This window comes from Tenacibaculum sp. HL-MS23, from assembly GCF_032463465.1.
GTDB lineage: Bacteria > Bacteroidota > Bacteroidia > Flavobacteriales > Flavobacteriaceae > Polaribacter > Polaribacter bernardetii.
Map to the genome: position 1 here is coordinate 665,245 of NZ_CP135989.1, position 18,427 is coordinate 683,671.

19 protein-coding genes are annotated in these 18,427 nt (G+C 30.8%); 16 read left to right on the top strand and 3 right to left on the bottom strand.

The genetic code is table 11. From position 1 onward, the window contains the following. The first annotated feature begins 12 nt into the window (after window positions 1–12). The 6 genes from RRF68_RS03050 (at window position 13) to RRF68_RS03075 (ending at window position 3,489) form a co-directional block, all read left to right on the top strand. Window positions 13–531, top strand: coding sequence for a DinB family protein (locus tag RRF68_RS03050; RefSeq protein ID WP_315944962.1), 519 nt, complete (start codon window positions 13–15; stop codon window positions 529–531). Next, window positions 531–821 (top strand): DUF1272 domain-containing protein, encoded by a 291-nt coding sequence (locus tag RRF68_RS03055; RefSeq protein WP_315944963.1) that lies wholly within the window; start codon window positions 531–533, stop codon window positions 819–821. Before RRF68_RS03050 ends, RRF68_RS03055 begins: the two co-directional genes overlap by 1 nt. 3 nt (window positions 822–824) lie before the next feature. Then, window positions 825–1,340 (top strand): GNAT family N-acetyltransferase, encoded by a 516-nt coding sequence (locus RRF68_RS03060; protein ID WP_315944964.1) that lies wholly within the window; start codon window positions 825–827, stop codon window positions 1,338–1,340. A 1-nt stretch (window position 1,341) separates the two neighbouring features. After that, window positions 1,342–2,001, top strand: coding sequence for a pyridoxamine 5'-phosphate oxidase family protein (locus RRF68_RS03065; protein WP_315944965.1), 660 nt, complete (start codon window positions 1,342–1,344; stop codon window positions 1,999–2,001). A gap of 40 nt (window positions 2,002–2,041) precedes the next feature. Beyond that, window positions 2,042–2,509, top strand: a complete 468-nt coding sequence (locus RRF68_RS03070) for a CAP domain-containing protein (RefSeq protein ID WP_315944966.1) — start codon at window positions 2,042–2,044, stop codon at window positions 2,507–2,509. A 68-nt stretch (window positions 2,510–2,577) separates the two neighbouring features. Beyond that, window positions 2,578–3,489, top strand: a complete 912-nt coding sequence (locus RRF68_RS03075) for a hypothetical protein (RefSeq protein ID WP_315944967.1) — start codon at window positions 2,578–2,580, stop codon at window positions 3,487–3,489. 282 nt (window positions 3,490–3,771) lie between these two features. Here RRF68_RS03075 and RRF68_RS03080 read toward each other — a convergent pair whose 3' ends face one another. Continuing rightward, entirely contained in the window at window positions 3,772–4,680 is a 909-nt protein-coding gene (locus RRF68_RS03080) for an outer membrane beta-barrel protein (RefSeq protein ID WP_275315621.1), read from the bottom strand. Between the two features lie 112 nt (window positions 4,681–4,792). On the opposite strand from RRF68_RS03080, the gene RRF68_RS03085 reads away from it, so the two are divergent. The 7 genes from RRF68_RS03085 to RRF68_RS03115 all read left to right on the top strand — a co-directional run bounded on the left by RRF68_RS03085 (window position 4,793) and on the right by RRF68_RS03115 (window position 13,110). Further along, window positions 4,793–5,974, top strand: a complete 1,182-nt coding sequence (locus tag RRF68_RS03085) for a THUMP-like domain-containing protein (RefSeq protein WP_315944968.1) — start codon at window positions 4,793–4,795, stop codon at window positions 5,972–5,974. A gap of 135 nt (window positions 5,975–6,109) precedes the next feature. Next, window positions 6,110–6,913 carry a formate dehydrogenase accessory sulfurtransferase FdhD gene (fdhD, locus tag RRF68_RS03090; protein WP_315944969.1) on the top strand — a complete coding sequence of 268 codons (804 nt, stop codon included), beginning with the start codon at window positions 6,110–6,112 and terminating at the stop codon, window positions 6,911–6,913. Further along, window positions 6,903–9,197 (top strand): FdhF/YdeP family oxidoreductase, encoded by a 2,295-nt coding sequence (locus RRF68_RS03095; RefSeq protein ID WP_315944970.1) that lies wholly within the window; start codon window positions 6,903–6,905, stop codon window positions 9,195–9,197. Before fdhD ends, RRF68_RS03095 begins: the two co-directional genes overlap by 11 nt. Before the next feature lie 51 nt (window positions 9,198–9,248). Further along, the gene (locus RRF68_RS03100; RefSeq protein WP_315944971.1) at window positions 9,249–9,869 is read left to right on the top strand and encodes an SPOR domain-containing protein; all 621 of its coding nucleotides are present in this window, start codon (window positions 9,249–9,251) and stop codon (window positions 9,867–9,869) included. A gap of 13 nt (window positions 9,870–9,882) precedes the next feature. Further along, complete coding sequence (locus RRF68_RS03105) at window positions 9,883–11,400, top strand: hypothetical protein (RefSeq protein ID WP_315944972.1); 1,518 nt, start codon at window positions 9,883–9,885, stop codon at window positions 11,398–11,400. A 169-nt stretch (window positions 11,401–11,569) separates the two neighbouring features. Further along, on the top strand, window positions 11,570–11,920 hold the full coding sequence (locus tag RRF68_RS03110) for a hypothetical protein (protein ID WP_315944973.1): 351 nt from the start codon (window positions 11,570–11,572) through the stop codon (window positions 11,918–11,920). 152 nt (window positions 11,921–12,072) lie between these two features. After that, entirely contained in the window at window positions 12,073–13,110 is a 1,038-nt protein-coding gene (locus RRF68_RS03115; protein WP_315944974.1) for an RluA family pseudouridine synthase, read from the top strand. 149 nt (window positions 13,111–13,259) lie between these two features. On the opposite strand, the gene lon is transcribed toward RRF68_RS03115, so the two are convergent. After that, window positions 13,260–15,734: an endopeptidase La gene (gene lon / locus RRF68_RS03120; RefSeq protein WP_315944975.1), complete on the bottom strand. Its 2,475-nt coding sequence runs from the start codon at window positions 15,732–15,734 to the stop codon at window positions 13,260–13,262. A 203-nt stretch (window positions 15,735–15,937) separates the two neighbouring features. Here lon and RRF68_RS03125 point away from each other — a divergent pair, with 203 nt between their 5' ends. From RRF68_RS03125 to RRF68_RS03135, 3 genes are all read left to right on the top strand, one after another. Beyond that, window positions 15,938–16,615: a hypothetical protein gene (locus RRF68_RS03125; protein ID WP_315944976.1), complete on the top strand. Its 678-nt coding sequence runs from the start codon at window positions 15,938–15,940 to the stop codon at window positions 16,613–16,615. Next, a complete protein-coding gene (locus RRF68_RS03130) occupies window positions 16,575–17,147 on the top strand; it encodes a YfiT family bacillithiol transferase (protein ID WP_218773447.1) in 573 nt (190 codons plus the stop codon). The genes RRF68_RS03125 and RRF68_RS03130 overlap by 41 nt, the downstream gene beginning before the upstream one ends. Before the next feature lie 74 nt (window positions 17,148–17,221). Continuing rightward, window positions 17,222–17,773, top strand: coding sequence for an HNH endonuclease (locus tag RRF68_RS03135; protein ID WP_218772469.1), 552 nt, complete (start codon window positions 17,222–17,224; stop codon window positions 17,771–17,773). Between the two features lies 1 nt (window position 17,774). Here RRF68_RS03135 and RRF68_RS03140 read toward each other — a convergent pair whose 3' ends face one another. Beyond that, on the bottom strand, window positions 17,775–18,389 hold the full coding sequence (locus RRF68_RS03140; RefSeq protein WP_218772468.1) for a LysE family translocator: 615 nt from the start codon (window positions 18,387–18,389) through the stop codon (window positions 17,775–17,777). Window positions 18,390–18,427 lie beyond the last annotated feature (38 nt).

An 18,427-nucleotide genomic window follows, 5' to 3' on the forward strand; every position in this document is an offset into this window, starting at 1 on the left:
AACATTAAAAAAATGACAAAACAAAACATACAATCGAATGAACATGATGCGTATTACAAAAGATATTTAGATAAAGTAGCAGATTCGATAGATTTAATGACAGGTTTTGAAGAAGACAAGAAAATGGTAATCGATTTTTTTTCATCTGTACCTAAAGATAAATTAGAATACCGCTATCAACCTGAAAAATGGACAATCAAAGAGCTTTTACAACATATTATTGATACCGAACGCATCTTTATGTACCGTTTTTTACGAATTGCAAGAAAAGACACTACGGCTATGGCTGGATTCGATCAAGATATTTATATAGATCCATCAGGAGCAAACGATAAATCTATGGATGAATTATTGGAAGAGTTTACTGTTTCACGTATGTATTCTATGAATTTAATTAATAGTATTTCTGATGAAAATTTAATCAATTTAGGAACCGCTAGTAACTCACCTGTATCTGCAAGAGCGTGTGCTTTTATTTTATTAGGGCACAGTGTTTGGCATATTGATATTATTAAAGAACGCTATTTATAATGTTAGAAATAAGACCTAATTGCGAGCACTGCAATAAAGATTTACCTAGCAATTCTAATGAAGCCATGATTTGCTCTTTCGAGTGTACTTATTGCAAAACATGCGCTATAGAGATATTCGAAAATGTATGTCCTAGTTGTGCTGGTAATTTTGTAGAGCGTCCTATAAGAACATCAGAAATGATAGCAAAGTATCCTATTTCAACAAAAAGAATATATGATCCAAAAGATTTAGAAAAAGCGAAATTTAATGCTGATAAATTTAGAGAGATAAAACCTGAAAATAGATAATTGATGATTACGTTTAAATTAGCAACAACTTCAGATACTGAAGTTATAGCCTTATTAGGTAGAATTACTTATACAGAGTCTCATGGTCACTTTATAGACGATAAAAATGATTTATTAGCTTATTGTGCGAATGCTTTTTCTATCAAAAAAATAATAGAAGAATTAGAAGACAAAAATAATCTGTTTCATATCGCTTATGTTGATGATTTACCTGTTGGTTTTTCTAAAGTGGTATTAAATTATCCGTTTGAAGACAAAACAGGGAATAGTAGCGCAAGATTAGAAAGAATTTATATTTTAAATCAGTTTTTACCCTTAAAAATCGGGCAACCCTTTTTAGATTTTATTATTGATAAAGTCAAAGAAAAAAATGCTACTGTAATATGGCTTTCTGTATATATTAAAAATGAAAGAGGTATTCGGTTTTACAATAGAAATGAGTTTAAAAACATTGGAGAATTAAACTTTAATGTAAACGGAAAAGAATACGATAATTACGTTTTATCAAAAGAAATTTAACATGGAATACGAACAATCAAAATTAAATAGAGTAAAGCGCGGAGCAAACAGAGCAACCTATGATGTAGAAAAGATTAATACTATTTTAGATGCAGGTTTTTTATGCTATGTTGGCTACATTTATGATGGTAATCCTATTACAATTCCGATGGCATATACCAGAAGAGATGATAAAATTTATATTCATGGTTCAACTGCGAACAGAATGTTATTATCGATATTAGAAAGCGGAAAAACATCAATAACAGTTATGCATTTAGACGGATTAGTTTTGGCGCGTTCTGGCTTACATCATTCTGTAAATTATCGTTCGGTAACCCTTTTCGGAAGCTTAAATAAAATTGAAAAAGATGCTGAAAAAACGCAGATTTTAAAGTGGATTGTAGATCAAATGGTACCAAACCAATGGGACTCAATAAGACCAATGCATCAAAAAGAATTAGATAGAACTTTAGTGTTAGAATTTACTATCGAAACCGCCTCTGCAAAAGTTAGAGATACTGGTGTAGTTGATGAACCTGAGGATTACGACTTGCCAATTTGGGCAGGCGTAGTACCTATAAAACAAATTGCTGAATTTCCTATTTCTGACGATAAATTAAAAGAAGGCGTTGAAATTCCTAAACATGTGTTAGATTATTATCAACAAAATAAACAGTAAGTTTGTCCTTTAATTTTCTAAAACCTTAATCCCCCAAAACATGTATTCAAAAAAATATCTTTTAATTTTATTTTCTTCCTTAATATTTATTTCTTGTAGTGAAAGTTCTATGAGCGATATTGATATTACCGAAAACAATACAATTACTCAAGAAGTTCATAAATTAATAAATGAACACAGAAGTAGTATTGGTAAAAACACACTTACTTTTAATGATCAGATAGCAGAAATAGCCTTAGAGCATACGCAATATATGATTGATGAAAACAAGATAAGTCACGATAACTTTGATGCAAGATTCATTGAAGTTAGAAAAGTTGTGAATGCCGTTGCATTCGGAGAAAATGTTGCTTCGCGTCAAAGAAATGCCCAAGAAGTTGTTACAGGTTGGTTAAACAGCCCTGGTCATAGAGAAAATATTGAAGGTGATTACACGCACACCGGTATCGGAATTAAAAAAGATACTAAGAACAACTATTATTTTACGCAGTTATTTTATAGCAAATAAAGCATATAATTTAGGTGATTATACTATAAACAATAAAATAACATCATAAATTATTGTAAATTTCCTCCATGAAAATTTATGATGTTATAATCCTTACAGAAAGCAGGTATTTAAATCCTACAAAAGTTGATATTTATTCAAAAAATGTATTGGATGAAGACAACTATGTAAAAGTTGCTTTAGAAAAAATAGGCTTAAAAGTTGGTCGTCTTTCTTGGTATGACGCTACTTTTAATTGGTCTACAACTAAATATATTTTATTTAGAACTACCTGGGATTATTTTGATCGATATGATGAGTTTTCTAAATGGTTAAACAACGTTTCTAAACAAACCATTTTACTAAATTCAGAAGCTATAATTCGTTGGAATATTGATAAACATTATTTACAAGATTTACAGAAAAAAGAAGTTCCTATTTGCGAATCTTACTTTGTTGAAACTACAGAAAAAAGTAGTTTACAAGAATTAGCTACAAAACATCAGCTTAATGAGTTTGTATTAAAACCTTGTGTTTCTGGTGGTGGAAGACATACTTACCGAATAAATCCTCAAAATACTCCTGACCATGAAACTATTTTTAAGAAACTAATAGCTAAAGAAGCGTTAATATTACAGCCCTTTCAACATAACATCGTTAAAAAAGGTGAAATTTCATTAATCCTAATAAACGGTAAATTTACACATGCTGTTTTAAAAATTGCTAAAAAAGGAGATTTTAGAGTTCAAGATGATTTTGGAGGTTCTGTACACAACTACACTCCTACGCAACCAGAAATTAACTTTGCTGAAAAAGCCATAAAAGCATGTAATGAGCTTCCTATTTACGCCAGGGTTGATGTTTTTACAGATAACAATAATAACTTAGCGCTTGCAGAATTAGAGCTCATAGAGCCCGAATTATGGTTTAGAAACAATCCGAAAGCTGCCGATGAATTAGCGAAAGGAATTCAAAAATTAATCAATCAAAAAGCAGTGTAATTATAGTATCAAAAAATTATCTTAGAAAAAATAAATTCTTAAAATTATAATTTACCAATTTTAAGGAGAAATTATATTCATAAATGTAAAACTGATTTGTTTTTAAGAAAATGAACGGATTAACTACTAATTAACAAGATTGAATTACAAAAAAAAGAAACCTTCTTAGTTACATAGCGTTCAGTAGAAAAAAAAGGGAGTTTAAAAATAGAAACAAATAGTTATTATAAGCAAAAAAGAGTGACTTTTCAGTCACTCTTTTTTTTAAAGAAATACATTTTCTTATTTTCTTTTTCCGAAAATATATGTGATACCAATGTTTAATCCCCAAGAAGAATATGGCGCATTTTCTGCCAATTGCTTTCTTGCTAAAGGATTTGTTTGAGCATCTGCATACTCCGCTAAAGTTAACGAATCTTCGTAAGAAATTTTATCATTAATTAATGGAAGAAGAGTTCCAAAACTTTGTAATAAAGCAGGGTTTCCTCCTACTGTTTGTAATAACTGTGCTCTTGTAGCAGGTTGTCCTGCTATAGTAGCAGTAAAATCTCCAATCTCAGAAACATCTCTAGTTACACTAATACCTAAGTATTCAACTTCTCCAAACAACTCTAAATTTTTTGTTATTGCATGCTTATAACCTATAGCTCCAATAAACCCGATAGGAAATTTACCTTTAAAATCTCTAGTAAAATCCATATTTAAAGGTACAGTTGCTCCTGCAGGGGCAGCCGGGTTTAAGATAGCAGCAGGCAATTCTGCTCTAACTTTTCCAACTAGTTCTGTTTTACCACCAACCTTTGTTAAAATACCAGCTCTACCATAAAAGTTTTCAGTGATATTGTAAACAGTAGAAACAGATAATCCAAAAGCTCTACCTCTAGCTTTTACATCTACAAACGGCTGATTAGGAACATCAACAAGTAACATAGATTGGTCTGCTCCATTCAAATAACCTCCAGCAACTTCAATACCCCAGCTCTTATTAAAAAAATAACCTGTTCTTAATTGAAAATGTGAACCTTCACCATAACTACCATAAGTATTCTCTACACCACTAGTAGTTGTTTTAGTTCCAAATTGTACTCCTGCAGCCTCAAAAGAGTAACCATTACTTGCAGATACATAAAACTGTGCATTAACAGCAAGTGACGTTAAAAAAACGATCACAGATAAAATAATTCTATTCATATTTATTTCTATTTTAGATTATAAAAGTAAAAATAAAAATGGATACTAGGCTGTATTTACCTTATAAAATCGATAAAAATATCATAATTTTGTTATTCAAAAAACAAAGCTATTGAATACCAATATTTTAGATAAAAAGGTCCAAGAATTTATTAATATAAACTTGAATTCTGATATCACAAAGCTGATTTTGAAAGGAAGTCCGTTTGAGAATATATCAATACAGGAATTATCAAATCAAATTATTGGTAAACAAAAATCTAAGAACAAATTACCACATTGGTTTGCTACAAAGAACATCTATTATCCAGTAAAAATTAGTATTGAACAAACATCTTCTGAAGTAAGTGCTAAATATAAAGCGAGCTTAGTTTCTGGTAAAAACTTAATTGACATAACAGGAGGTTTTGGAGTTGATGCTTTTTATTTTTCTAAAATATTTGATAAAGTTACACACGCAGAAATCAATGAAGAATTATCAGAAATTGTAACTTATAACTACAATCAATTATCGATTAAAAACGTTCAAACAGTTGCTGATAACGGATTAGATTTCCTAAAAAAAACAACCGAAAAATTCGATTGTATTTATATTGATCCTTCTCGTAGAAGCGACATAAAAGGAAAGGTGTTTTTATTAAAAGATTGCTTACCTAATGTACCTGAAAATATTGATTTTCTATTTACAAAATCAGATACTATCTTAATTAAAAACTCACCAATGTTAGATATAACAGCAACATTAAATGAGTTAAAATTTGTAAAAGAAATTCATATTGTTGCTGTAAATAATGAAGTAAAAGAATTACTTTTCCTACTAAAAAAAGATACTAAAGCTAAAATAGAGATAAAAACACATAACGCACTGAAAAACAGTGTTCAGTGCTTTGATTTTAAATTCGCAAAAGAACACAAAACAACATACTCTTTACCAGCTAATTATCTATACGAACCTAATGCTGCAATTTTAAAGTCAGGCGGATTTAATGAAATAACAAATCAGTATGATGTTAAAAAACTACATCAACATTCACATTTATATACATCCGAAGAATTAATACTTAATTTCCCTGGAAGGACATTTAAAATAGAAGAGGTTTATCCTTACAATAAAAAGAAATTGAAAAAAAAATTAACTATTTTAAAAGCAAATATCACCACACGAAACTTCCCTAAAACCGTGGCACAAATAAGAGTCGAAACAAAGCTTAAAGATGGTGGAGATTCTTATCTATTTTTCACAACAAATAGTAACAATGAGTTAATTGTAGTCAATTGCACTAAAACTTCGTAAAATAAAGCCTCTCTCCTTAAATATTCGTTTTTATTAGATGGCTTTTATCTTATAGTATTGAAGAATATCTTTAAAATTTTTGCTATTCACTAAGGCTTTTCAGTTCATTTACTTTTAAGTACTTTTGTTTATAACATGAAACAAGCAAGCACATATCAATCTATAAAATTATCAGAAAACTCCTCTTTAAAGGTGGATGATAATTTGGTGATTGAAGCACCACTTCAGATCAACATAAACAATGAGTCTTATACTGTAGTTATGAGAACTCCAGGAGACGATAACGAGCTTATAAGAGGACTTTTGTACGCAGAAGACATTTATAAAAGCAATGATGAATTAAAGATAGATATTATTGAAATAAATAATGATTTTTCGGCCATCTTAAATGTTAGTATTCCAAAGGAAAAATTAAGAAAAGGCTACCTTAATAAACGAACACTTTTATCAGTTTCATCTTGTGGAATTTGCGGAAAAAAAGAGTTAAAAGATCTAAAAACAAGTGATGAGCCTCTTAATAATAAACATAATGAATCAATTGATGTAACATTTGATATGTTTTTAAAAATGAATGATTTACAGTTTTTATTTAAAAACACAGGAGGAAGTCATGCTTGTGCTTTATTCGATAAAAAAAAGGAACTCTTAACTATCAAAGAAGATATTGGTCGTCATAACGCAGTTGATAAATGTATTGGCGATTTAATTAATAAAAATAAAATAAAAGAAGTAAGCTATATGCTAGTAAGCGGTCGCGTTTCGTACGAGATTGTTTCGAAGGCTTTTTTTGCTAAAATCCCTATTATTATAGCAGTTTCTGCCTGCTCTTCTTTAGCCGTTGATTTTGCGAAAGAATTTGGCATTTGCCTAATAGGTTTTAGTAGAAATAATAGAATGACAGTTTACGCTAATCCTCAATATATAAATTATGAGCGATAAAAAAATACAAGAACAACCACCTGAAAAATTAACTGGTATTGAACTTATAGATATTCCTAAAAAGGCAGTAGGTACAAAAGCTATACAATCAGCTTTAAGTCATGTTTTTTCAGAAACAGGTGTAGTAAAAGGAATTAGCCTTCTTAAAAACATCAATCAAATTAATGGTTTTGATTGCCCGGGCTGTGCCTGGCCAGATCCAGATCAGAAAAGAGCTTTTTTAGCGGAATATTGCGAAAACGGTGCAAAAGCAGTTGCTGAAGAAGCTACAACGAATAGAGTATCTCCGTTATTTTTCGCAACACATTCTGTGCAAGAAATGTCTGAATGGTCTGATTATGAAATTGGTAAAAGTGGACGAATCACTCATCCAATGATTTTGAAAGAAGGAGCTGATAATTATGAAGAAATTTCTTGGCAAGAAGCTTTTAATCTTATTGGGAGTGAGTTAAACAACTTAAATTCTCCTGATGAAGCAATCTTTTACACTTCAGGTAGAACAAGTAATGAAGCTGCTTTTTTATATCAGCTATTTGTACGTCAGTTTGGTACCAATAACTTACCAGATTGCTCTAATATGTGTCACGAAAGTAGCGGTAGCGGACTTTCAGAAACACTAGGAATTGGTAAAGGTTCTGTTACTTTAGATGACTTTAATCATGCTGATTTAGTGATTGTTATAGGTCAGAATCCAGGAACAAATCATCCTAGAATGCTAACCGCATTAAAAGATACTAAAAAGAATGGCGGAAAAATAATGACGATAAATCCGTTGCCTGAAGTTGGATTAATGAATTATGTAGATCCGCAAAATCCTTTAAAATGGTTTGGAGCTGGTGATAAGTTAACTGACTTGTTTTTACAAGTAAAAATTAACGGAGATGTTGCCTTGTTAAAAATCATCTTAAAGATGATGAAAACTGAGGAGGAAAAATCGGGAGATGTTTTTAACCATCAATTTATAAAAGAAAAAACACACGGCTTAGAGCAATTTCTAGTCGATTTAGATAAATATTCAATAGAAGAATTATTACCCCAAACAGGCCTACCTTTAGAAGTAATTAAAGAGGCTGCAGATATGATTATCAGTAATGATAAAATTATTATTTGTTGGGCAATGGGATTAACACAACATAAAAATGCAGTAGATAATATTCGTGAAGTTGTTAATTTACTATTATTAAAAGGAAGCATCGGTAAAAAAGGTGCTGGTACTTGCCCAGTAAGAGGGCACTCTAACGTGCAAGGAGATCGAACAATGGGAATATGGGAAAAGCCTAAAAATGGTTTTTTAGACAATTTAGAAAAGGAATTTCAATTCAATGCCCCACGTAAACATGGTTATGACGTTGTCGCAGCTATTGAGGCTATGCATCAGAAAAAAGCTAGTGTTTTTATAGGAATGGGAGGTAATTTTATCTCTGCAACTCCAGATACCGTATATACAGCTGAAGCTTTAAAAAACTGTGATTTAACAGTACAAATATCAACAAAATTAAATCGTAGTCACTTAATTCATGGTAAACAAGCATTAATTCTTCCTTGTTTAGGTCGTTCCGAAAAGGATAATCAAAAAAGCGGAGAACAGTTTATTACTGTAGAAAATTCGATGGGCGTTGTACATCAGTCAAACGGACATTTAACGCCTGCTTCTAAACATTTATTAAGTGAGCCCGCTATTGTTGCAGGTATTGCTACCGCTACATTGAAGAATACTAAGGTTCAATGGAGTAAATTAATTACCAATTACGATTTAATTCGCACTAAAATAGAAGCCACTATAGACGGTTTTGATAGCTACAATGAAAGAGTTCGTGTAAAAGGAGGTTTTTACTTACCCAATAATGCACGCGAAAACAACTTCTCTCCTACTTTAACTGGAAAAGCAAATTTTTCTACAAATTCACCTTCGGATATTGCTCTAGATGAAAATCAATTTATGATGATGACCATTCGTACACACGATCAATACAATACTACTATTTATGGTTTGAATGATCGTTACCGCGGAATTTTAAATGAACGAAGAGTTATTTTTATGAATCCTGACGATATGAAAAATCATGGTCTAAAAAAATTAGACAAAGTAGATTTAACTAGTCATTTTAAAGGAGAAGAAAGAAAGGCAAACGGATTTTTAGTAATTCCGTACAGCATACCTAAACAATGTACTGCAACTTATTTTCCTGAAGCAAACGTATTAGTTCCTCTAAAAAGTAAAGCGAGAATTAGCCATACACCGGCATCAAAAACTGTGATTATAACCGTTAAAAAACAAGACTAAAAAAAGATTTGTACTTTAGTAAAATATTTTAACAAAAATCAACCTACAATTATGCCTTTTATAGAAGAAGATAAGTTTCAATTAATGCAAGAAGACTTAGATAATGCTAAGCTTAAAAGAGAAGAAGCAGAAAGCGAATTAGAAGAAACAAAAGAAGCACTTACTTCCGCTAAAAAAGGATCTATGATATTGCCTATTATATTAGGTCTAATGCTTGGAGCTGCCTTAGGAGCTACTTATTATTTTTACACCAATAATGGCGGAGTTCCTTATACTTCATCTGAAGATGAAACTGCTATAAGAAAAAGTGAAAATATAAGAGTGTTAGACAGTATTGTTAGAGCAAATGCTAGAGCCGCGAGAAACAACAGTTCTACTACTGATGAAAATAATTTAAATGAAACTATCGATTCTGTTATAGATAATACAAGCGACAAAACAATTTATTCTGTTCAAATTGGTGTTTTCTCTAAAAAGAAGCACGCTTTAATTTCTACTTCAACAATACCTTCAACCGTTACTATAAATGATGGATACTTTAAATATTCTATAGGTTTATTTGATTCTTTAAGCGAAGCTAAATCGTTAAGAAAAGAATTAATAAAAATAGGCTTCAAAGATGCTTTTGTTGCTTCATATATTAATGGAGAACGTCAAAAAATACACCCTTAAAAACAATATATAAATGCTATTTAAAATTAGTAAAAAAGCACTCATGGTATGTTTTACCTTGAGTGTTTACTTTTTATACGCTCAAACTGAAATTCCTCAGCAAGAAACTCAAATTGGCTTCGGACAACTAGATTTTTTATCTATTAAAATGCCCGATAACGAGAAAAATATGGATTTCACAGGAGTTCATTATAATTTAAAACCCAATAAGTGGAGTTATGTTGGTGTAGGTATTTATGGTGCTGTTGGCGGAATTCGTGGTGGTTTTTTTACTTTAGGAATCAATGCTGGTATTCAACATAAAATAACCGATAAATTATTTATAGATGCCGGATTTCATTTTGGCGGAGGTGGCGGAGCTGCAGCTCCTGACGGTGGTGGTGCTTTTATTTTACCTCATTTTAACTTAGGATATGATTTTAAACATTTCTCTACAACTGCAGGTTATAGTTATGTCGATTTTTTTGATGGAGGAACCATTAATCGCAGTCAATTTAATGTAGCTATTCAAATTCCTTTATCTTTTAAAACAACAAGTTTTAAAGAGCGTGAAAATTCTTTTTCTTTTGATGCGCTAAATAATAGTTCTTGGGATACTCCTGCTAATAAAATTTCTTTACTAGTACATCTAAATAATTTATCTGTAACAAAAGGTTCTTATAAAGATAAAACAATACGTTTAGCTGGTTTTGAATTAAACTCATATCTTAATAAAAACATCTTCTTTTTTGTAAAAGCTGACGGTGCCTACCACGGAATTAGAGCTGGATATATGGATGTTCTTTTAGGAGGTGGATATCATTTATCAATGAATAAAAACCGTACAAATATCTTAGCTAAGTTTGGTGTTGGTGCTGGCGGTGGCGGTGGTGTTGATACCAAAGGTGGATTTTTAATTTATCCTGATATTTCTATCGAACAAAAATTATTTGATAATATTTATGCTTCAATTAACAAAGGATATTTAATGTCGCCTGATTCACACTTTAAAGCATCTACTTTAGGCTTTGGTTTAAAATATTATATAGATAAAGATGGTGTTTCTGGAAATGACAAATATAAAAGTGGAAAATTTAAAGGTTTAGAAACAATTATAAAACAAGATTTGTATTTAAGTGCTGCAAGAGATAATAATGGTGGATTTACTCAGAACATGCATCAAATTTCTTTGCAAATAAACTTTTTCTTTAATAAGTATATTTATGGATCCGGACAAACATCATTCGCTAATTTTGGTGATGCTGGTGCTTATGCTGAAGGTATTGTTGGTTTAGGAGTACAATCAAATACTTTTTTTAACAATACAACTTCAATCTTTGGCCAACTTTTAGGTGGAGCTGCCGGTGGTGGTGGAATTAGTACAGGACAGGGTTTAATTGTAAAACCAAGTATGGGACTAAATTACAAACTAACAAATAAATTAAATATACGTGGTGGATTAGGATACGTTAAAGCACGAGGTGGTAAATTAAGTAGTACTTATTTAAACTTTGGTGTTAGTTATAACTTTTCTTTTTTAAGCGTTAAATAATTACACCAAAACCTAACTATTACTTTTATCTATTTTGCAAGCATATTTTCAATATTTTTCGACTTCTATAACCGAAATAAAGCTTCCTAAAAAGTTTACTTTTCCGTTTTATTACGAACCTCATTCGTTGTGCAAGTTAGCTTCAAAAGAAGTGCAAAATTATTTGAGTGTGCAAACAGATTTCGAACATAATTTCGGGTTAGATAACTCCAAAAAAGGAGCTATTTCAGGAAAAATGTTTGGAGTTTTAGTCGTACAAAATCAACAAAATGAAATCGGCTACATAACTGCTGTTTCTGGTAAGTTAGGCGAAAAAAACAAGCACAAAAAGTTCGTTCCACCTGTTTACGATATGCTTACTAAAGATTCGTTTTTCTTAAAAGAAAAAGAAACTTTAAGGAATATAAGTATTGAATTAGATCGTTTAGAGAATACTGCTGAGTATTTAAAATTACGTACTCTTTACGAACAAGAAACTAACAAGGCGGCTGATGATATTACAGAAAAAAAGAAGCTTTAAAAAAAGCTAAAATTGCTCGTAAATTAAAAAGAGAAAAAGCATTTACCGAGTTATCAACAGAAGATTATGAAACTTTAAAAAATATTTTAAGTAAAGAGAGTTTAGATGCCAAACATTACCTAAATAATGTAACTCGCTTTTGGGAACATACTTTGAAACCTATTAAAGAAAAACTATTTATTTTTACCAATCAAAAAACGTTACTAAAAGAAAAACGTAAAACTAAATCCACAGCTTTACAGGTTTATATATCAAAACAATATCAATTTTTAAATTCAAAAAAAGAGGTTAAAAATTTAGGGGAGTTATTTACGAATGTTTCTATACAAAATATTCCAGCAGGAACTGGTGAATGCGCTGCTCCAAAATTATTACAATATGCTTTTTTACACGACTTAAAACCTATTGCAATGGCAGAATTTTGGTGGGGGAAACCGCCAAATAAAGAAGTAAGGAAACACCAACAATTTTATCCGGCTTGCCAAGGAAAATGCAAACCTATTTTAACACATATGCTAGACGGAATTGAAATGGATACGAATCCGTTATTAGAAAATCCTGCTGTTGGAAAGAAACTAGAAATTGTTTTTGAAGATGATGAGTTAATCATTATTTATAAGCCTAATGACTTTTTATCGGTTCCTGGAATTCATATTCAAGATTCGGTTTATTCTCGCATTAAACAACAGATTAAAGGTGTTTCGGGTCCCATTATTGTACATCGTTTAGATATGGCTACTTCTGGTTTATTAGTTTTAGCTAAAAACAAAAATGCTCATAAAATTATACAAAGTCAGTTTATTAATAAAACGGTTAAAAAAAGATACACGGCTTTATTAGATGGAATTATTACCGAAAATAAAGGGATAATTAATTTACCACTTCGTGTAGATTTAGATGACAGACCAAGACAATTGGTATGTTATGAACACGGAAAACCTGCAAAAACTAAATGGGAGGTTATTGAAAGGAAAAACGGAAAAACAAAGGTACACTTCTACCCTATTTCTGGTCGAACACATCAATTACGAATGCATGCTTCTCATAGTTTAGGATTAAACACACCAATTATAGGTGATGACTTGTATGGAAAAAAATCTGACCGTTTGTATTTACATTCAGATACTTTAGAGTTTGCACATCCTATTACTAAGGAGAAAATGAAATTTCATAAAAAAGCGGATTTTTAAGCTTTCACTAAAACTTTATAAAATAGTTTAGCCCAGATTGTAGCATTTGTTTGAGCTCCTCGCAGAGAGCGAGTGCGGAAAGCTGGAATTAGCTTCTGACAGAATTAAGAATAAAAAAAGCCTCTCGATTTACTGAGAGGCTTTTGAATTTACACTAATTTCTTAGCGTCTTTTACTTTTTGCTTGGTAAGCGCAATATCGATTACCTCGCTCATTTCGTTTACGTAATGGAATGTTAATCCCTTTAAGTAACTTTCTTTTATTTCTTCGATGTCTCTTTTATTCTCGACACACAAAATAAGCTCTTTAATATTGGCGCGTTTTGCTGCTAATATTTTTTCTTTAATTCCACCTACTGGCAATACTTTTCCACGAAGTGTAATTTCACCTGTCATGGCTAGTTTATTTTTCACTTTACGCTGTGTATATACCGACATTAATGAAGTTAACATAGTAATACCTGCACTTGGCCCATCTTTTGGCGTTGCACCTTCTGGCACGTGAATATGTACGTCGTATTTTTCTAAAATTTCTTGTTTAATTCCGAATTTTTCAGCGTTTGCCTTGATGTATTTCATCGCAATTGTAGCTGATTCCTTCATCACTTTACCTAAATTACCTGTAATAGAAAGGTTACCTTTTCCTTTTGATAAAATAGATTCTATAAATAAAATATCTCCACCAACACTTGTCCACGCTAAACCAGTAACTACACCTGCAACATCATTATTTTCGTACTTACCTCTTTCTAGACGAGCAGGACCTAAAATAGTTTCGATATCTAAGTCTGATAAAGCAATGCTATACTCCTCTTCCATCGCTATTGATTTCGCCGCAAAACGAACTATTTTAGCAACTTGTTTTTCTAAACCACGCACACCTGATTCACGTGTATAACCTGCAACAATCTTTTCTAATTGTTTTTTTCCAGCCGTTAAATGTTCCGGTGTTAACCCATGCTCTTTTAACTGTTTTGGAAGTAAATATTTTTTAGCAATTTCAATTTTTTCTTCAATCGTATAACCCGTAACATTGATAATCTCCATACGATCACGTAATGCCCATGGAATTTGACCTAAGTTATTAGCCGTTGCAATAAATAGCACTTTAGAAAGATCGTAACCTACTTCTAGATAATTATCATAAAACTCGGTGTTTTGCTCAGGGTCTAAAACTTCTAACATAGCAGAAGAAGGGTCTCCTTGACTACTTTGACTTAATTTATCAATTTCATCTAAAACAAATACAGGATTTGAAGTTCCAGATTTTTTAATATTCTGAATTAAACGTCCTGGCATGGCTCCAATATAGGTTTTACGGTGCCCGCGAATCTCTGCTTCATCACGTAAACCACCTAAAGACATACGCACGTATTTTCTACCTAAGGCTTCCGCTACCGATTTACCTAAAGATGTTTTACCTACTCCAGGAGGACCGTACAAACAAATAATAGGCGACTTCATATCTCCACGTAATTTTAAAACAGCTAAATGTTCTATAATACGTTCTTTTACTTTTTCTAAACCAAAATGATCTCGATCTAATATTTTTTGTCCTCTTTTTAAATCAAATTTATCTTTAGAATATTCTCCCCAAGGTAAATCTAACATTAACTCTAAATAGTTACGTTGCACACCATATTCTGCCATTTGAGGATTCATTCGCTTTAAGCGATTCAATTCCTTTTCAAATGTCTCAGCAACCTCTTTATTCCATTTTTTTGTTTTAGCCTTTATTCTCATTTGATCTAATTCCTGATCATGAGAAACACCACCTAATTCATCTTGAATGGTTTTTAACTGCTGATGTAAATAATATTCACGCTGTTGCTGATCTAAATCAGAACGTGTTTTAGACTGAATATCATTACGCAATTGTAATTTCTGAAGTTCTTTGTCTAAATTTTTTAACGTTAATAAAGCGCGTTCTTTTAAGTTATCTTTTTCAAGTAACACTTGTTTCTTAGCAACACTTAAATCCATGTTTGATGAAATAAAGTTCACCAAAAACGAGTTAGATTTTATGTTTTTAATAGCAAAAGAAGCTTCAGAAGGTAACATTGGGTTTTCTTTAATAACCTCTAATGCTAATTCTTTTATAGATTCTATAATTGCCTCAAACTCTTTTTCGTCATCAACCTCTTTATCATCTATTGCTTCCTTAACTCTTGCTTTTAAGTATGGTTCTTCTTGCGTAATTTCATCAATCTCAAAACGTTTTTTTCCTTGAATGATAACTGTTGTGTTACCATCAGGCATTTTAAGAACACGTAAAATCTGTGCTACAACTCCGGTTTTATGAATATCATTTAAACCAGGGTTTTCTACATCGCCATCTTTCTGAGCAACAACACCAATTACTTTATCTCCTTTGTTTGCATCTTTTATTAACTGAATAGATTTATCTCTACCCGCTGTAATAGGAATTACAACACCAGGAAATAACACCGTATTTCTTAACGGTAAAATTGGCAGTTCTTCAGGTACTTTTTCTTTATTTATTATTTCTTCATCTTCAGGAGTTAATAAAGGAATCAATTCTGAATCTTCATTAAAAGCTTCTTGAAGCGACAAATTGTCTAAATGTATAATTTTTGATTTACTCATATCTTGTATATATGTCATAGTGACATTTATATATTGTTAGCAACAATACCAAACGCACTTTTTAACTTTTAATTATTTGATAAACAGTACACTATAAACATATGCACTATTTCGCTCGATTATATAAGTCAATTGTTATGCCAAGTAAAACTTATATTACTTGTAACTAATTACAAGCTGAGTCGTTATATTAATATATTTTTACAAAAACTAACCAAAAAATGAAAACTAAACTAATTTTTATTGCTTTTATTTTACTAATAACAAGCTGTACAACGAATAAAAACTCAGATAAATTTATTAAAAATGCTACGGGCCGTTATTTTTTTAATGCTGATGAAATTATAGAGGTTAACTTTAAAGAGGGCGAATTACTTTTAGCATGGCGTAATCAGAAATTGGTTCCTTTAAAAATTAACGATAGTACTTTTTATGCAAGCGAATTAAATGAAAAATTAATTTTTCATACAGATAAAGATAATATTGAATTAGCGAAAAAACGAGAACATAATGATAATGTATATGTTTTTAACAAATTAAATGATGGTGAAAAAACACCTAAAGAACATTTTGCACAAGGAGATTATAACGCTGCGCTAGTTGGTTATGAAAAAATTAAAGAAAAAGACAGTTTAAATCCTATAATTAGAGAACATACTTTTAATAGTTTGGGTTATCAATATTTAAGAGAAGATAAATATGAGCAAGCAATTGAAATTTTTAAAATTAACATTGCTTTATACCCTACTAGTTCTAATACTTACGACAGTACAGGTGATGCTTATTTAAAAAAATTAGATACTATTAAAGCAATTGAGTTTTATAAAAAAGCGTTGGATATAAACCCTGAAAATGGCAATGCAAAAAGGGCGTATAAAAAACTTACTAAAACTAACTAATTTGGAAAGACTAAAATATCCGATCGGAAAACCTGATATTCCTACCGTAATTTCTTCAGAAAAAATTAACGAATGGATTATTATTTTAGAAGAGTTTCCTGCTAAATTAGAGCTTCTTGTTAAAAATTTATCCGAAGAACAATTAAATACTTTATACAGAGATGGTGGTTGGTCTGTTAGGCAAGTTATTCATCATTGTGCAGACAGTCATCATAATTCATACACTCGTTTTAAATGGGCGTTAACAGAAGAAGAACCTGTTATTAAAACGTATTATGAAGCGCGTTGGGCAGAATTATTCGATTCTAAAACTGCCCCTATTCAGTTATCTTTAAATTCATTAAAAGCTTTACACGCTAAATGGGTGTATCTTTTAAAAGGATTAACTGATGATGATTTAAATAAGTGTTTCATTCATCCTGATGGAAATGAAAAAGTAAGTTTAAAAGAAAATATAGGTATTTATGCATGGCATTGCAACCATCATTACCAACACATAAATCAGTTATTACTTATAAAAAAGTGGTTGTAAAACAAATTATGTATTTTTACACTAAATAATAAAGTGCTATTTATTATTTAAGTTCAGATAAAATATTAAAAAATATGATACGAAGCTACAGAAATGAAAGGTGGAAAGAAATAGTATTTGATGATAAAATCTCTGAAAAAGAAAAATTTAAAATCTCTAATTACGGTAGAATTATCAACTGTAAAAAAGAAGAAGAGTTCCTTGTAAACGAATATTTTATAAACGGTTACCAGAACTTACCATTAAAACAACGAGTAAATGGAAAAAATACCAGTAGGTATGTTCATAAACTCGTAGCAGAATGTTTTTTACCCCGTAAAGAGGATGAATTGTATGTGATTCATTTAAATTATGATAAAAAAGACAATAGGATTGAAAACCTTAAATGGGCTACAAAAAGGGAAAAAGAGGTACATCAATATACCAATCCCGAATATGTAAATAAAGTTCATAAACCCAGAACTGCAAAACTTACTGAAACTAGAGTTAAATTACTTAAGCGTAAGCTAAACGACCCAAACAGAAAGACTCGTTTAAAAATGATTGCGAAACAATTTGGTGTTTCAGAAATGCAATTACATAGAATTAAAACTGGTGAAAATTGGGGATACGTTACTGAAGATTAACTTATAATAAAATTAAGATAGCAATAGCTATAAAAACTACAATTTGCGCCCATTTTAGGAACACTCCTATTTGGGCGTTCTTTTTTATTGATGTTGATATTGTTCCTGCCAAAATAGCAATTGTAGAAAATATTACAAAAGAAGTAAGTATAAATAAGCCGCCTAAAACATAAAACTGAATTACCGTAGAAATCGTTTTTGAAAACAAAAACTGAGGGAAAAATGCCAAAAAGAAAATAGTAACTTTCGGGTTTAAAACATTCATCCAAAAACCTTTTTTAAACAATTCGAAAGTAGATTTCTTAACTACATTATCTGTTGAAAACGCAATTTTAGCATCACTTTTATAAACTTGGTATGCAATATACAGCAAATACAAGGCTCCGAATAATTTGATAATAAAAAATAAATTCGGATTTTGCTTTATAACCTCCGAAACGCCAAAAGCAACCAAAGTAGTATGAATAATACAACCCGTCATTAAACCAACAACTGTTGCTAAACCATATTTTTTACCATGCACAATACTTTGTGTTAGTACAAAAATATTATCTGGCCCTGGTGAAAAAGCTAAAGTAGCCGTAGCTAAAACAAACGAAATAAGAGTTTCAATCATTAATTAAATAAATATAAAAAACTACTGAAATTAATTCA

Bases quoted from the DNA above. Each gene is read 5' to 3' on its own strand.
- RRF68_RS03050 (WP_315944962.1), top strand. From the start codon at position 13: ATGACAAAACAAAACATACAATCGAATGAACATGATGCGTATTACAAA.
- RRF68_RS03055 (WP_315944963.1), top strand. From the start codon at position 531: ATGTTAGAAATAAGACCTAATTGCGAGCACTGCAATAAAGATTTACCT.
- RRF68_RS03060 (WP_315944964.1), top strand. From the start codon at position 825: ATGATTACGTTTAAATTAGCAACAACTTCAGATACTGAAGTTATAGCC.
- RRF68_RS03065 (WP_315944965.1), top strand. From the start codon at position 1,342: ATGGAATACGAACAATCAAAATTAAATAGAGTAAAGCGCGGAGCAAAC.
- RRF68_RS03070 (WP_315944966.1), top strand. From the start codon at position 2,042: ATGTATTCAAAAAAATATCTTTTAATTTTATTTTCTTCCTTAATATTT.
- RRF68_RS03075 (WP_315944967.1), top strand. From the start codon at position 2,578: ATGAAAATTTATGATGTTATAATCCTTACAGAAAGCAGGTATTTAAAT.
- RRF68_RS03080 (WP_275315621.1), bottom strand. From the start codon at position 4,680: ATGAATAGAATTATTTTATCTGTGATCGTTTTTTTAACGTCACTTGCT.
- fdhD (WP_315944969.1), top strand. From the start codon at position 6,110: ATGAAACAAGCAAGCACATATCAATCTATAAAATTATCAGAAAACTCC.
- RRF68_RS03095 (WP_315944970.1), top strand. From the start codon at position 6,903: ATGAGCGATAAAAAAATACAAGAACAACCACCTGAAAAATTAACTGGT.
- RRF68_RS03100 (WP_315944971.1), top strand. From the start codon at position 9,249: ATGCCTTTTATAGAAGAAGATAAGTTTCAATTAATGCAAGAAGACTTA.
- RRF68_RS03105 (WP_315944972.1), top strand. From the start codon at position 9,883: ATGCTATTTAAAATTAGTAAAAAAGCACTCATGGTATGTTTTACCTTG.
- lon (WP_315944975.1), bottom strand. From the start codon at position 15,734: ATGACATATATACAAGATATGAGTAAATCAAAAATTATACATTTAGAC.
- RRF68_RS03125 (WP_315944976.1), top strand. From the start codon at position 15,938: ATGAAAACTAAACTAATTTTTATTGCTTTTATTTTACTAATAACAAGC.
- RRF68_RS03130 (WP_218773447.1), top strand. From the start codon at position 16,575: ATGCAAAAAGGGCGTATAAAAAACTTACTAAAACTAACTAATTTGGAA.
- RRF68_RS03135 (WP_218772469.1), top strand. From the start codon at position 17,222: ATGATACGAAGCTACAGAAATGAAAGGTGGAAAGAAATAGTATTTGAT.
- RRF68_RS03140 (WP_218772468.1), bottom strand. From the start codon at position 18,389: ATGATTGAAACTCTTATTTCGTTTGTTTTAGCTACGGCTACTTTAGCT.